The sequence below is a fragment of the Wolbachia endosymbiont (group B) of Villa cingulata genome (assembly GCF_964028285.1).
Classification (GTDB): domain Bacteria; phylum Pseudomonadota; class Alphaproteobacteria; order Rickettsiales; family Anaplasmataceae; genus Wolbachia.
The window spans coordinates 920,944-935,027 of the sequence record NZ_OZ034766.1 but is presented as its reverse complement, the minus strand read 5'-3'; the positions used below and the strand labels follow the sequence as shown (position 1 = coordinate 935,027).

At 33.9% G+C, this 14,084-nt stretch carries 14 protein-coding genes and 4 pseudogenes; 14 read left to right on the top strand and 4 right to left on the bottom strand.

Going from position 1 to position 14,084, the window contains the following annotated elements:
* Positions 1-34 precede the first annotated feature (34 nt).
* From ABWU52_RS04830 to ABWU52_RS04780, 11 genes and pseudogenes are all read left to right on the top strand, one after another.
* Positions 35-334, top strand: a complete 300-nt coding sequence (locus ABWU52_RS04830) for a transposase (RefSeq protein WP_064085359.1) — start codon at positions 35-37, stop codon at positions 332-334.
* Positions 310-1,188 carry an IS3 family transposase gene (locus ABWU52_RS04825; RefSeq protein WP_353277659.1) on the top strand — a complete coding sequence of 293 codons (879 nt, stop codon included), beginning with the start codon at positions 310-312 and terminating at the stop codon, positions 1,186-1,188. The genes ABWU52_RS04830 and ABWU52_RS04825 overlap by 25 nt, the downstream gene beginning before the upstream one ends.
* A gap of 47 nt (positions 1,189-1,235) precedes the next feature.
* Positions 1,236-1,748, top strand: a complete 513-nt coding sequence (locus ABWU52_RS04820; protein ID WP_353277731.1) for an IS3 family transposase — start codon at positions 1,236-1,238, stop codon at positions 1,746-1,748.
* A 46-nt stretch (positions 1,749-1,794) separates the two neighbouring features.
* On the top strand, positions 1,795-3,066 hold the full coding sequence (locus ABWU52_RS04815; RefSeq protein ID WP_353276421.1) for an MFS transporter: 1,272 nt from the start codon (positions 1,795-1,797) through the stop codon (positions 3,064-3,066).
* Positions 3,067-3,132: 66 nt separating this feature from the next.
* Positions 3,133-3,240: pseudogene (locus ABWU52_RS04810) on the top strand (hypothetical protein); the annotation flags it as partial.
* Between the two features lie 72 nt (positions 3,241-3,312).
* Positions 3,313-3,612: a transposase gene (locus ABWU52_RS04805; RefSeq protein WP_064085359.1), complete on the top strand. Its 300-nt coding sequence runs from the start codon at positions 3,313-3,315 to the stop codon at positions 3,610-3,612.
* The gene (locus tag ABWU52_RS04800; RefSeq protein WP_353277659.1) at positions 3,588-4,466 is read left to right on the top strand and encodes an IS3 family transposase; all 879 of its coding nucleotides are present in this window, start codon (positions 3,588-3,590) and stop codon (positions 4,464-4,466) included. The genes ABWU52_RS04805 and ABWU52_RS04800 overlap by 25 nt, the downstream gene beginning before the upstream one ends.
* Positions 4,467-4,506: 40 nt before the next feature.
* Positions 4,507-4,992 (top strand): annotated as a pseudogene (locus ABWU52_RS04795) (class I tRNA ligase family protein); the annotation flags it as partial.
* 229 nt (positions 4,993-5,221) lie between these two features.
* Positions 5,222-6,227 (top strand): IS630 family transposase gene (locus ABWU52_RS04790; RefSeq protein ID WP_353276420.1). Its coding sequence is split into 2 segments (ribosomal slippage): positions 5,222-5,683 and positions 5,685-6,227, totalling 1,005 coding nucleotides; the frame shifts between segments, so codons are not numbered across the junction.
* A gap of 14 nt (positions 6,228-6,241) precedes the next feature.
* A pseudogene (locus ABWU52_RS04785) lies at positions 6,242-6,790 on the top strand (patatin-like phospholipase family protein); the annotation flags it as partial.
* Between the two features lie 3 nt (positions 6,791-6,793).
* A complete protein-coding gene (locus ABWU52_RS04780; RefSeq protein ID WP_353276419.1) occupies positions 6,794-7,414 on the top strand; it encodes a hypothetical protein in 621 nt (206 codons plus the stop codon).
* Positions 7,415-7,459: 45 nt separating this feature from the next.
* On the opposite strand, the gene ABWU52_RS04775 is transcribed toward ABWU52_RS04780, so the two are convergent.
* The 3 genes from ABWU52_RS04775 to ABWU52_RS04765 all read right to left on the bottom strand — a co-directional run bounded on the left by ABWU52_RS04775 (position 7,460) and on the right by ABWU52_RS04765 (position 9,676).
* The gene (locus tag ABWU52_RS04775; protein ID WP_353276418.1) at positions 7,460-7,945 is read right to left on the bottom strand and encodes a helix-turn-helix domain-containing protein; all 486 of its coding nucleotides are present in this window, start codon (positions 7,943-7,945) and stop codon (positions 7,460-7,462) included.
* Entirely contained in the window at positions 7,923-8,942 is a 1,020-nt protein-coding gene (locus ABWU52_RS04770) for an IS110 family transposase (RefSeq protein WP_353277694.1), read from the bottom strand. Before ABWU52_RS04770 ends, ABWU52_RS04775 begins: the two co-directional genes overlap by 23 nt.
* A gap of 401 nt (positions 8,943-9,343) precedes the next feature.
* Positions 9,344-9,676 carry a helix-turn-helix domain-containing protein gene (locus ABWU52_RS04765; RefSeq protein ID WP_353276417.1) on the bottom strand — a complete coding sequence of 111 codons (333 nt, stop codon included), beginning with the start codon at positions 9,674-9,676 and terminating at the stop codon, positions 9,344-9,346.
* 302 nt (positions 9,677-9,978) lie between these two features.
* Here ABWU52_RS04765 and ABWU52_RS04760 point away from each other — a divergent pair, with 302 nt between their 5' ends.
* The 3 genes and pseudogenes from ABWU52_RS04760 to ABWU52_RS04750 all read left to right on the top strand — a co-directional run.
* Entirely contained in the window at positions 9,979-10,842 is an 864-nt protein-coding gene (locus ABWU52_RS04760) for an Rpn family recombination-promoting nuclease/putative transposase (RefSeq protein WP_353276416.1), read from the top strand.
* Positions 10,843-11,394 carry a pyrimidine dimer DNA glycosylase/endonuclease V gene (locus ABWU52_RS04755; protein WP_353276415.1) on the top strand — a complete coding sequence of 184 codons (552 nt, stop codon included), beginning with the start codon at positions 10,843-10,845 and terminating at the stop codon, positions 11,392-11,394.
* Positions 11,393-11,563 (top strand): annotated as a pseudogene (locus ABWU52_RS04750) (transposase); the annotation flags it as partial. The gene ABWU52_RS04755 and the pseudogene ABWU52_RS04750, both read left to right, overlap by 2 nt.
* Before the next feature lie 205 nt (positions 11,564-11,768).
* On the opposite strand, the gene ABWU52_RS04745 reads toward ABWU52_RS04750, so the two are convergent.
* Complete coding sequence (locus ABWU52_RS04745) at positions 11,769-14,060, bottom strand: PD-(D/E)XK nuclease domain-containing protein (RefSeq protein WP_353276414.1); 2,292 nt, start codon at positions 14,058-14,060, stop codon at positions 11,769-11,771.
* Positions 14,061-14,084 lie beyond the last annotated feature (24 nt).

Here is a 14,084-nt window from a genome sequence, read left to right as displayed (position 1 = left end):
AGTAAAATAAAACGTTTTTTCAAAGAGGTGTGGTATGACAAAAAGAAAAGAATATACAGCAGAATTCAAAATTGAAGCTATAAGACTAGTAAAAGAAACAGGTCAATCATCAGCAAAAATAGCAAGAGATTTGGGTATTAGCGGTGATTCATTAAGCAGATGGGTAAAAACATACAATGATAGAATGTCTGGAGTAGATGCGTTTCCAGGAAAAGGGAAAGTAGCTCATTGTGACAAAGAAAAGTTTGATTTAAAGAAAGAGCTGGCAAGAGTAACGAGGGAAAGAGACATTTTAAAAAAAGCCCTGGGATATTTTGCAAACCAAAAAGAGTAAAATATTCTTTTATAAAAGAACATAAAAAATGCTATAAAATACGGGAATCATGCAGATTTTTGAACGTATCTGCTTGTGGTTATTATAAATGGATTACTAAGGAAAAAAACAACAAAAAATCAATAAGAGAAGAGCTCATACAAGATATTCAGAAGGTATATCGAGCATCACAATGCAGATACGGAGCTCCTAAAATTCACGCTGAATTAAAGGCTTTAGGTAAAAATTATAACATCAAAACAGTGCAAAATGTTATGCAGAAAAATGGCATTCAAGCTAAGCTTAGACGAAAGTTTAAAAGTAAAAAACCACAAATAGACAATAGAGTTATAACTCCTAACATATTAAATCAGAATTTCATCGCTGATCAACCTAACAAGATATGGGTAACTGATATTACGTACATAAAAACTAATGAAGGATGGTTATATTTGGCAGCAATAATAGATTTATATTCACGCATGGTGATTGGCTGGTCAATGAGTAATGCAGTAAATAGGCAATTAGTTATAGATGCGTTATTCATGGCTATTGGTAGGCGCAAATCTGCTAAAAATCTACTATTTCATAGCGATCAAGGATCGCAATACACCTCTAAAAATTATCAATTTTTACTAAGTACAAAAAATATTACTTCTAGTATGAGTCACAAAGGTTGTTGTTATGATAATGCTGTTTCAGAGAGCTTTTTTAGTTCACTTAAGAGAGAGTTACTCATTGATACTTCACAACACTCTGCACAACAAGCTAAAACCGCAATATTTGAATATATAGAAATTTTTTATAATAAACAGCGTAGACATTCTACTATTAACTATTGCATTCCTGAGCTTTTTGATTCATCATTCTCATAGCAAAAACGTCTTAACTTTCTGTCTACTTTTTCTGGGTAAGGTCAAACATATTAAATCAGAATTTCATCGCTGATCAACCTAACAAGATATGGGTAACTGATATTACGTACATAAAAACTAATGAAGGATGGTTATATTTGGCAGCAATAATAGATTTATATTCACGCATGGTGATTGGCTGGTCAATGAGTAATGCAGTAAATAGGCAATTAGTTATAGATGCGTTATTCATGGCTATTGGTAGGCGCAAATCTGCTAAAAATCTACTATTTCATAGCGATCAAGGATCGCAATACACCTCTAAAAATTATCAATTTTTACTAAGTACAAAAAATATTACTTCTAGTATGAGTCACAAAGGTTGTTGTTATGATAATGCTGTTTCAGAGAGCTTTTTTAGTTCACTTAAGAGAGAGTTACTCATTGATACTTCACAACACTCTGCACAACAAGCTAAAACCGCAATATTTGAATATATAGAAATTTTTTATAATAAACAGCGTAGACATTCTACTATTAACTATTGCATTCCTGAGCTTTTTGATTCATCATTCTCATAGCAAAAACGTCTTAACTTTCTATCTACTTTTTCTGGGTAAGGTCAAAGTGTACAATCAACAAACAAGAGTATTGATTGCAACAATACTCTGTAGAATCGCAATATGGTATGACCATATGCTCTTTATTGATCTGGTTAATATAATTAGTAGAGAATTTTGTTATGCAAAAGATATCTACTACAGCATATTGCAATTGTTTGGAATTGCAGGAATGGGTGCAATGGTAAGACCACTTGGTGCATCTGTATTTGGTCACATTGGTGATAGGTATGGAAGGAGAATGGCGTTAACGATTGCTATCTTGCTAATATCGATTCCTTCTAGTCTCGTTGCGTTTATTCCAAGTTATAGTAAAATAGGAATAACCTCTACTATGTTGCTTCTTACAATCCATCTGATACAAGGGGTTGCACTTGGCGCTGAGCAAGGAGGTAGCTCTGTTTATCTCATAGAGCATTTACCTAATAAGAAAAAACTAGGAATGTTTTTTGGAATAATAAGTTTTGGTCGCTCCATTGGCATATTGCTCTCTGTGGTTGCAGTGATCATCTGTAAAAAAACCACTGATTTTAACGCTTGGGGTTGGAGGCTGCCGTTTATTTTTTCAGCCATTTTAGGATTAATAAGCGCATATAGTATATATACACTAGGAGAAACTCCAGCGTATGAAAAAAATCGAGAACAAAGAAATTTACCTAATTTACCAATAATAGAGCTTACAAAACGCTATAAGAGAGCCCTGATACTTGCAATTTTAATATCTGTACCTGTTAATGTTGCTGTTGGATTTACCATATTTCTTAGAACAATTGCAAAAGAAATAGTGTCGGTTGAGACTTATGTAACAACGTATGTCAACGAAGTTGTACTCATTATAACCAGTATATTAATGCCGATATCTTCAATAGTGCTTGGAATTTTAGCTGATAAAACAGGAAGAGAACGTACTGCAATCTTATTTATAGTGATAACAATGGTAATATGTTGTCCTATGTTATCTATTGCATATTACTATAAAAGCTACCTAATAATTATGTTGAGTGTGATGGCTCTTTCTATAATCGAGAGGGGTATTAATCCTATAGGGATAGTTACTGCTGAGCTTTTTCCTACTAATGTTAGATTTAGTGGTGTTAGCTTATCACGCAACATCTCTTTTGCCTTGCATGGAGGATTTACTCCTATGATATGCACTTGGTTTACTATAATGTTTCCTAAAATAGACTTTGCTGCTGGGCTTTATGTAATTTTTTGCTTATTAGTCAGCTTAGTAGCAATATTGCAAATAAAACCACAAGATAAAAAGTGTGATTGGTAATTTTCTCTATTTAAATTTATTTCACTTATTTAGCTAATTTTTATTACAATTATAATTTTGGCTTTTATGAAAACTGCATACGTATGTCAATTCTGCGGTCATAGCACTGGAAGGTGGGTAGGAAGGTGTATTGCATGTGACAGTTGGGATACGGTTGTCGAAGAAATTGACCTTACCCAGAAAAAGTAGACAGAAAGTTAAGACGTTTTTGAAGTAAAATAAAACGTTTTTTCAAAGAGGTGTGGTATGACAAAAAGAAAAGAATATACAGCAGAATTCAAAATTGAAGCTATAAGACTAGTAAAAGAAACAGGTCAATCATCAGCAAAAATAGCAAGAGATTTGGGTATTAGCGGTGATTCATTAAGCAGATGGGTAAAAACATACAATGATAGAATGTCTGGAGTAGATGCGTTTCCAGGAAAAGGGAAAGTAGCTCATTGTGACAAAGAAAAGTTTGATTTAAAGAAAGAGCTGGCAAGAGTAACGAGGGAAAGAGACATTTTAAAAAAAGCCCTGGGATATTTTGCAAACCAAAAAGAGTAAAATATTCTTTTATAAAAGAACATAAAAAATGCTATAAAATACGGGAATCATGCAGATTTTTGAACGTATCTGCTTGTGGTTATTATAAATGGATTACTAAGGAAAAAAACAACAAAAAATCAATAAGAGAAGAGCTCATACAAGATATTCAGAAGGTATATCGAGCATCACAATGCAGATACGGAGCTCCTAAAATTCACGCTGAATTAAAGGCTTTAGGTAAAAATTATAACATCAAAACAGTGCAAAATGTTATGCAGAAAAATGGCATTCAAGCTAAGCTTAGACGAAAGTTTAAAAGTAAAAAACCACAAATAGACAATAGAGTTATAACTCCTAACATATTAAATCAGAATTTCATCGCTGATCAACCTAACAAGATATGGGTAACTGATATTACGTACATAAAAACTAATGAAGGATGGTTATATTTGGCAGCAATAATAGATTTATATTCACGCATGGTGATTGGCTGGTCAATGAGTAATGCAGTAAATAGGCAATTAGTTATAGATGCGTTATTCATGGCTATTGGTAGGCGCAAATCTGCTAAAAATCTACTATTTCATAGCGATCAAGGATCGCAATACACCTCTAAAAATTATCAATTTTTACTAAGTACAAAAAATATTACTTCTAGTATGAGTCACAAAGGTTGTTGTTATGATAATGCTGTTTCAGAGAGCTTTTTTAGTTCACTTAAGAGAGAGTTACTCATTGATACTTCACAACACTCTGCACAACAAGCTAAAACCGCAATATTTGAATATATAGAAATTTTTTATAATAAACAGCGTAGACATTCTACTATTAACTATTGCATTCCTGAGCTTTTTGATTCATCATTCTCATAGCAAAAACGTCTTAACTTTCTATCTACTTTTTCTGGGTAAGGTCACGGGTCAACTTTTAGAATACAGAAAAAAAATACATAAGCTCTTGCACGGACTTACAGATGACTTGGAAAGCTGCAGATTAAACTGTGTAGTGGCAAAATTCCGTGAAATGACAAATTTAATAGCTGAAATAGATGTGAAAAATGGAAAATCTCTTATTGATGAAGGTATATGTATACTAATCAGAGTAATTGAGCCATTTATACCACACCTCGCTGAAAACTTATGGCAAGAAATAGGAGGCGAAGGTATGCTATATCTAAAGCCTTGGCCACAAGCTGTCAAGTCACTGCTAACTGATGACATGGTGACTGTGGCAGTTCAGATCAATGGAAAACTGCGTGCAACAATCGAAGTGGCAGTTGACTTATCTCAAGAAGAATTAAAGAAAATAGCAATAGACTCCGTGTCCAACAGGATCGATCAAAGCAAAGTTCGCGCTATGTATGCTGTACCAAATAAGATAGTAAACATAGTTATATAAAAATCTAAGTAGCGCTTTCCTAACTTTATAGTTATACTTTTTTTGACATGTAGTTATACCTTTTTTAATATAAAGGTTATATACTTGTGCATTATATATATTTTTTTGTATGAGGGTTATATGAAAATGAAGAGATTATGCGCCTTATACCAATTCCCGCTATACAAGCAACGAATAGACAATAATGGAAAAAAAGCCATACTGAAGTAAGTAAAATAGCGAGGTTTAGATGGCATTAAGATCAAAATTATTGGATGAAAAAGTGTTGGAATCAGCAAAAGAGATGCTGAAGAAAGTAAGAAATAATGCGTATGTTGCAAAAAAACTAAATGCTGTAATTGCAGCAAAAAAGCACAGTATAACAGCTGTAGCAAAAATATGTTGCATTTCGAGAAAGGCAATTACTACATGGATAAAGCACATAAAATTTGGAAGAGAAGAAAAATTATTTTCTCCACCTCAACGCCGTAGAAAAACTATATTGAACCAAAGTCAACTTGAACAAATTGAGGTGTGGATAGAGGAAAACCCCAATATTACTATTAGAGAAATGAGAATAAGAATCCAAGAAAGATTTGGTTTGAATATCAGCAAATCTGCAATACATCGTAATATGCAAAGGATGAAATTCTCATATATCACACCAAGACCAGTTCATAGTGGACAAGATAAAAATAAGCAAGAGGAGTTTAAAAAAAAACCTCAATGAAACTATTGTCATGCATTCTGAAAAAGAGCTGTTTTTCTTCGATGAATCACGGTTTGGTACACATTCAAAAGTTGTACACGGGTGGTTTAAAAAAGGCAGTAGGACACAGATTAAGGTAAAATTAGGTAGGGAAAATTTTTATCTCTATAGTGCAGTTAATCCCAGAAATGGAGAGAATTTTAGCTTATTTGCACCAAACGTCAACACTGATTGTATAAATATATTCCTTGAACAGATGTCGCAATATTTAGGAATACGAAAGGCTTTTCTCGTGATGGATTGCGCTAGTTGGCATAAGTCAAAAAATTTAAAGGTACCTAAAAATATCGAAATTATATACCTACCGCCATACTCACCTGAACTCAATCCTGTTGAGAGGTTTTGGTTATATATAAAACAGAACATTTTACGCAATAAAATCTACAATACAATTGTTCTGCTTGAGAGCGCTTTGTGTAATTTTATTACCTCTCTTTCCCCTTCCACGGTTAAACAACTCTGCAATGCTTCTTATTTGGTTCATTAATAATGAGAATTGGTATAATTACAAGTTATGATATTCACAATAACTGCCCATTTTTCTTTAAGAGCTGGAAGAAAGATAAAAATTTTATCAAGTTGAAAGACGCACTCAGAGCCACAACAGCAGCCCCAACATACTTTGCACCTAAGTATTTAGAAGTTAAGCAAGAGAAAAGAGTGTTAATAGATGGAGGAGTATTTGCCAATAATCCAGCGGCTTGTGCGTATGCGAATAGTAAAAAACTTTTTCCTAATGAAGAAATCGTTCTGGTGTCAATTGGTACAGGTAGACTCTCTAATCGAATAAAGTACAGGAAATTAGGAAAGATAGCATGGATAAAGCCCCTATTAAATGTGATGTTTGCTTCGAGCCTTGATGTAGTAAATTACCAGCTAGGTAACGTAATGGACGACAGATACATCAGAATTCAATCACAACTGACAATAGCATCGGCTGAGATGGATAATGTAATACCTAAAAATATTAAATTTCTACAGCAGGAGGCAAATGCAATGATAGAGGACAACCAGGAAGCAATAGATAGATTTTGCAATATTGAACTATAAACGATGCCAAGCAAACTAAAGAAATTATACCACAAAGCAAAGAAAGGTTTAAAAAACATAGTTTCGCCCAAAAAACATACTGAGGGGCAAGAAGCTAAAATTTCAAATAATAAGCCAAAACCGCTCTCTGAAATTGTGGTGAAACCTAACCTATACTCGAAAGTAACCTCTAAAGCAAAAAAAGATAAAAAAGGAATAAAAGAAAAAATAAAAAGCTTAAAAACGAAACCCGTAGAAAAAGAGCTGAAAAGAGGCAACGTGTTCAAAAAAGGCTTCAAAAAGCTAAAAGGGAAAATAAAAAAATTAAACCCCATAAAGTCCAAGAAAAACAAGATAGTCGGGAGCAAGAAGTTGGCATTTTTACTGACTTCTGGTACGATTGTGGCAATTTTGCCGATGTTCAATTTGGCCCCTTTTCCAGCCTTAGCCATAACTTCGGCATGTGTTTTCAGTATTAACTTCATCGCAGTCAAAACATTGAAGAAAGTTATCAAACAACGCAAATTAGCAGCAGAATCTGAAGAAGAGTCAACTCTACTGGCTAAGCCGGAAGAAGAAATTCAAGATGTATCGGTTGAACCGGTAAAAGAAAAAGCCGCAAGCAAAACTTCAGAGAAATCTTAATAAATTAACTATTTTTATCTATATCATAATATATTATATAAATTATCATAGTTTTAATTCCGTTGGGAGCGTAAGTTGCGCAATTTCCTCAGCAGTCAAGCTAGTTATTTGAGAAATATTATCAATGGAAATACCTAGTATAAGTAGATTATGCACAACCTTGATTGACTCTACTTTATCAATCTTTTCTTTGTAAATTTGCCTTCTTTGGGATAAAAATTCTACCCATATATCCAGTTCATCTTGTGATTCTTGAGTGTTAATTTTTTTTAACTCTCTCGCCCAGCTTAATAGCTCTTTTTCTTCTTCACTATCTGTATCTTCCTCTCCACAACAATTTTCTTCCGTTACCAGATCTTCAGCATTCACTGATAATTTTCTTGCTATTTCCCATAACCTCTCACCGAACATGGTGCTTCCTTGTTCATAGTAATGTATCTGTGGACCTCCTATACCAAGCTCCTTCGCTAATTCCTCTTGCGTATACCCTTGTATTATTCTCCTATGATTATTGTCCAGTAAAAATTTCAAATTTTGTAAAATCTTTAAAAACCCAGTTATTTTTAAGAGTGTAGAAAATAGTTATAAGAAATTTCCTAGCAGTAGCAGTTATAGCCTTAGCAGAACCACGCTTCTTTTTTATATGTTCATAAAAGCTTTTCAAGTAAGGACTGTAACGTACAGCAATCCAAGTACATTGAACTAAAGAAGTACGCGCTATTTTTGACCCTCGTTTGGTAATTCTTCCAATTGTACATTGCTGATTAGATTGAGAAACTCTTGGCACAACTCCAAAATATGCAGTAAGTTTCTCAGGTCTACGGAAATCATTAATGTCTCCAATTGTTACAATAAAAACAGCTGCAGAAATTGGACCTATTCCCTTTATGCTGATAAGATTGCTGAACCCAGGAAGTTGTTTAGCGAAAGCTATAATTTCCTTTTCAAGCTTTTTAAGGCTTTCTCGGATAGCTTCTAAATGATAGCTAATCACTTCAATTTCAACTTTTTCTAAAGGATCCCAATTATGCTTTTGAGTAGCACGTTCAAATCCTACTTTAGTTGTAAGTACTTCTTTTTTAATTTTTATTCCATGGTAATTAAAAAGACCATGAACTTTATTGATTAAAGATACCCGTGACTTTACTAACTGATCTCTCATTTGAAGAAGAGAAGCTAACTGCTGGCATTGTTTGTTTTTGCACCTTGCCTCAGGCAACATATCTTTGCTGAGAAAGAAAGCAATAGCTCGTGCATCATGCTTATCTGTTTTGTTCACAGAGCGACGAACAACTTCAAACTGCCCAGGAGCAATTATTACTATGCGTTTAACGTAAGGTGAAACTGCATCATAAAAGAAACAGCTGTTACCTGTTGCTTCTATGGCTACTTCATCTGTTTCTTGAAGATCTTTGGTGAAATTATCCAAGTCTTTTAAGCGAAACGTTTGAATATGCTCAGGTTTCCCTTCCTGTAAGGAACAAACAGTAAAACTATTGGTATGTAAATCAACTCCAATGTGACGCATATTTTTTCCTCCAATTGCATATTTCAATATATCAGAGTAGAATATTGCCGGTTGTTCCAAACTCCTATACGAGGTCATCACATTTTGTGAGCCTCACGATGATTTTCGGTGGCAGGGGCAGTTAATCTCCCCTACGAAGTCTTCTTTCTACTCCCTGAGCAGAAAGTGCTTCAGAAAAATATCCAACCTGCCACCTATCCACTCTGAGAAGTCATTATCTTCTCTTGCTTCCAACCAAGCAATACTTATTCATACCATCTCCACTTTTTCATCTCTTGTCTTTTGCTTCGATGCTTAGAACTTTTTTCTTCTTTATTTTCATATTCATCAGCTGATAAGCCTGTTGCTCGGTAGATTATATAATTAGCAAATCCTGCTTTGACATCACTTTCCTCTTCAGCTCAAATAGATTGGGTCAATGCATAAATTGCCTTGCGTTCTCTTGTTTGTGCCATGAGATTGTATATTGCTTGTTCCTTGGCTTTATCAAAACAACAGTTTTCTCTTAGTACTTTTTGTCTAGGAAATAGACCTCCAGCCTTAATTGATAATGCATCCGCTAGTCTTTTTAAGTCTTCAGTTGGAATACCTTGTACCCCTTGTTCATATTTTAGCAGCGTATAATATCTTATACCTGTTTTGTCTGCTAGATCTTTTACGGTACATTCTCTTCTTAACCTCCAGTTTCTTACCTTTTGTGCTATTTTGTATCTTGCAGGGTTACTCTTTTTCACATACTCTCAGATGCCTGTTAAAAACTAGTATATTAAATGCCTATGCCGTGACAAGCTAAAATGAGAACTTCACACTTAAAATAGGTATGACCACTAAACTCATGAGCTGGGGTTTTTAGGTACTTTACAGAAGGGTTGATAAAAGATATACAAAGGACGTCTAAAGCAGAGAATGCGGTTCTAAGCCCACCTCTGAAGGTCATTTTTTCTCAAAGCTTAAAAAAATAAGATTTCAATATAAAAAAGTTGAATATTTCTTCAGAATTGTGTATAATTACTAATGCTTTTTAACTTACTTTCTCATGGCTCTTTCCAAGTTCCTCGATCCAAAATTGGACTTAACATTTAAGAAAATCTTCGGTACTGAAAAAAATAAGAATATCCTTATCCATTTTTTAAATGATATCTTGGGCTTCACTGGAGTCAATACTATTCAAGATGTTGAATTCCTTAGCACCATTATGAATCCTGAGATTGCTTCTGATAAACAGAGTATCGTTGATGTCCTTTGTAAGGATTCTCTTGGAAATAGATACATTGCGGAAATGCAGCTCGCTCGTGATAAAGGCTTTGAGAAACGTGCTCAACTTTATGCTGCTAAGGCTTACTCAAGGCAGGCTGATAAAGGTGGTAAGTACATTGATTTAAAGAAGGTTTTCTTTATTGCTATTTCTAACTGTAATTTATTTCCTGATAAGCTTGATTATATATCTAGCCATACCATAAGAGATGAAAAAACTAATGAGCATGATTTAAAAGATTTTCAATTTATCTTCATTGAGTTACCAAAGTTTCTTAAAAGTAGAGAAGATCAGCTAGAAAATGTAGTAGATCGTTGGCTCTTTTTCTTCAAATATGCAGAAGAAACTACGGATGAAGATTTAAGAAAAATAGCAGAAAAGTCACCAATAATAAAGCTAGCATATGATGAGTTAGATAAGTTTCATTGGAATGAAAAGGACCTAATGGCTTATGAAGAAAGAGTAATGGATTTACAGAAAGAAGCTGCTATCTTGGAACAAAAACTTGATGATGCTACTCAAAAAGGTAGACTAGAAGAGAAAATTGAAGTTGCAAAGAATCTACTTAAAGCAGGGGTTTCTATTGATATCATAGCTCAAACTACTGGCCTTACAGCTGATGAAATCAAAAACTTAAGCTACTAGATGAATATCTTTATATTAGATGAAAGCCCAGTGATTTCAGCACAAATGTTATGTGATAAGCATATAGTAAAAATGCCATTAGAAACTGCTCAATTATTGAGTAATGTTTTTTCAACAGCATTAAAAATGCCAAATCCTTTTGTCAGTATCACAAACCAAAACATAGAAGTTCCATATAAACTTACTCACAACAATCATCCTTGTTCTTTATGGGCTAGACAATCACAAGGAAACTTTCACTGGTTGATAAAGTATGGAAAAGAGTTATGTACGGAGTATACCTGGCGATACAAAAGAAAGTATAAGTCAGAGGAAGTAATAGATTGGTGTGATAGTAACAAGAATTTCCTCATTTTTCAGTCAACCGATATACAAGCTTTCGTGCAAGCACTCCCTGATCGATATAAATGTAGTAGCGCTATAAAAGCCTACAGAGAATATTACCTGAAGGAAAAGATGAGATTTGCTAAGTGGGAAAAGGGTAGAGAAGCACCAGATTGGATAACAGAAAATTTCACTATACAATGTTACAACAATACAGCTCATGGATAAAAAAGCCATCAAAATCGGCCAGGAAAAAGGGAAAAAAGAAGGCGAAAAATAGGCTAAAATAGCAGCAGCTAAAAATTCACTCAAGGCCGGTGTCTCTATAGATGTTATCGCTCGGATTGCCGGTCTTTCGGTGGATGAAATAAAACAACTTCAGGAAGAAATAGCTTAAAATCTGGTGATCTCTTTAATTGGTTATTCACTGTTACACCACTTAAACAAGATTCAGGTTTGTCATCTGTCCCGCAAGTAGTTCCTGGTAACTGATTCTTTAATCGAGTAGCGCTAGCAGGATAAACAGTATTAAGATTACCAGTTATAAATTAATTGCTCCTTTAACCAACTCTTCTAATAGCTATGACTATTGTTAATGATAATTATCTTACTCCTCTAGATGTACTTGGCTCATTAACACCTAGCTTAGCTACCCCTAACGTTATTTCCGATGCTGATGTAGATAATTTACCACCCATAATCTCTATCGAGCTGTGCGGAACACCAGCCACAATAAACTTTTCGCTTACTAGTATCAAATTATCTCTTTTATCAGCATTGCTGTTGAAAACAACTCCAATAAACGCTACCTTGTCACCTTCTGTTATTGATTTGATATTTTGAGATCTTGCATATCCCTCTATCTGATTATTTGCTTCTTTTAACTTTTCACTAGCTGCCTCCTTTGTTGTTTCAGAGTACTTCAATTCAAACCCCACAGATACAGATTCTGTTAGCTCTTCCATCTTTTTCTTTTCATCAGGATTTTCGTTATCTACAACTTGTACCATAATATCAACTCTACCTCCTTCTCCAACTTGAAATTCTGTAAGTACAGCAATTACTCTATCTTTATCCAAATCACTTAATCCAGTGAATAGCCCATCTAAAAAAGCTTTAAACCTGTTTTCACTACTAATCATTGATACAAGACTTTGTTTTGGTTTCCCATTTTCATCACACATTAACTCTTTAACTGCATCAAACAAGTTTTTATATGCACCTAACTCAAATTTATTGTCATTTCTTTCTAACTCTTTCTCTTTTCCTTCAATTTCTTCCCTTAATCCTTTTTGTTGATAATTTATTGATTCTCTAAATTTATCAATTAATTTAGGTGCAGGATTGATTAGTTGCACCTCTCCTTTGAACTTATTCTTAGATGTGATAGATCTTGTTTGTCTCCCTTGAGAAGAAAAAGTTCCTTCAAAGTATTCCCTTGAATCTTTATTTTCAACCTTTACTAAGTTTTTATTTTGATAAAAAGTGCCAGGTGAAGGTGCTGATTGACTAGGTCCGGTTTCTCCATAACCCATTACATATACCTGAGTGACTTGTCTAATTTCTCCTTGTTTGGGACCAATTTTATTTAATATTTCTTCAGTAAATGAATACTTGTTATACTTAAATTTTTCACTACCAGCTTCCTGTACATGAAAAATAAATATCTTGCTTTTATTGATTTGTTCCTTAATAACAATCATGTACGTAGTAAGACGGTCCTGTATATCTGCTTCTGAGTGGTTAAATAAGCATACTTTTATATCTTTTGCCTTTTTAGGCTTTTTTACTAAAGGCAACTGTCCAAGTAAGAACCTACTTAAGTAATCTCTTGTATATTGCTCTGAAGGAAACGTGTAGTATACTTGGCCTAATAGATTTTCCATTCTATTTTGAGTATCTTCATTACTATAAACCGTATTAAACAAGGATTGCATAATAGGTTCTTCATTTCTTTTTATCTTAGATGCTACTTCAGAAATTTTATATGATTTTTTCTGCTCATTAAGGTTAATACCTATACAAATAGCTTTATCAGCATTTGTTAATAAGCGCATCTTATTACGACGCAATCCCCTAGCGTAACTTTCTGCTTCTGTTAATGCATTATTTACATTACCCTCTGCCTTTAATTCCATTACCACAGGAACAGCTGACCAAGATCGCTCTTTTCCTCTTACAAGCAACATAATATCACTATACCCTCTCCCTGTTAATAACTCTAAGTATAACTTCAAGTTGTAGCGATAACGAAAGTTTATCAACATACCACTGATAAAGCCATGTTGTGCTGCTTCTTTGCTACTATTTTGTACGAGATTTTTTCCTTTGAGGTCAGAGTAAAGTTTTTTAGCTTCTTGAATTATCTTTTCAATAACATCTATACTATCTTGAAAGTCACCTGTAGCTAACTTAACTATACTGCCTTCTAAATTTTCATCTGCTTTGCAATCTACTTTTTTAAAATCTTTGACTTCAGGGTTCTTACTTGTTTTATGTTCTACTAAGACTTTAAACTTCCACCTCTGATCCTCTTTTTTCTTTTTTTCTTCTCCTTCAAGTATTTCTCTACCTATTAGAACCTTAGTTCCTACATTTTTGCCTATATTGTCGCCTATATTCTTTATTTCTTCCTCCAAATTGGCACTGGACTTTTTGCCTTTGCTTTCTGAGAAAACAAAAAGATGTTTTTTCTTATCTTCTCCAAATTCTGCAATAACATGTAAATCTTTTCTAATTACCTGAACTTCACGAAAATGCAAATTTTGTAGCTCAAGTTTTGCAGCAAGTTTTGTGCTCTTTAAACTAGCGAACATGCCAAGAAAGAAGTTTATAAAGAACCCTTCCTTTTCTGGTGCAGCAGAAGCTCCACTTGGTTTTGGTATTTGATCCAAGAATGACTGAAATCTTTCTTGAAA

Bases quoted from the DNA above. Each gene is read 5' to 3' on its own strand.
- ABWU52_RS04830 (WP_064085359.1), top strand. From the start codon at position 35: ATGACAAAAAGAAAAGAATATACAGCAGAATTCAAAATTGAAGCTATA.
- ABWU52_RS04805 (WP_064085359.1), top strand. From the start codon at position 3,313: ATGACAAAAAGAAAAGAATATACAGCAGAATTCAAAATTGAAGCTATA.
- ABWU52_RS04780 (WP_353276419.1), top strand. From the start codon at position 6,794: ATGCCAAGCAAACTAAAGAAATTATACCACAAAGCAAAGAAAGGTTTA.
- ABWU52_RS04770 (WP_353277694.1), bottom strand. From the start codon at position 8,942: ATGCGTCACATTGGAGTTGATTTACATACCAATAGTTTTACTGTTTGT.
- ABWU52_RS04760 (WP_353276416.1), top strand. From the start codon at position 9,979: ATGGCTCTTTCCAAGTTCCTCGATCCAAAATTGGACTTAACATTTAAG.
- ABWU52_RS04755 (WP_353276415.1), top strand. From the start codon at position 10,843: ATGAATATCTTTATATTAGATGAAAGCCCAGTGATTTCAGCACAAATG.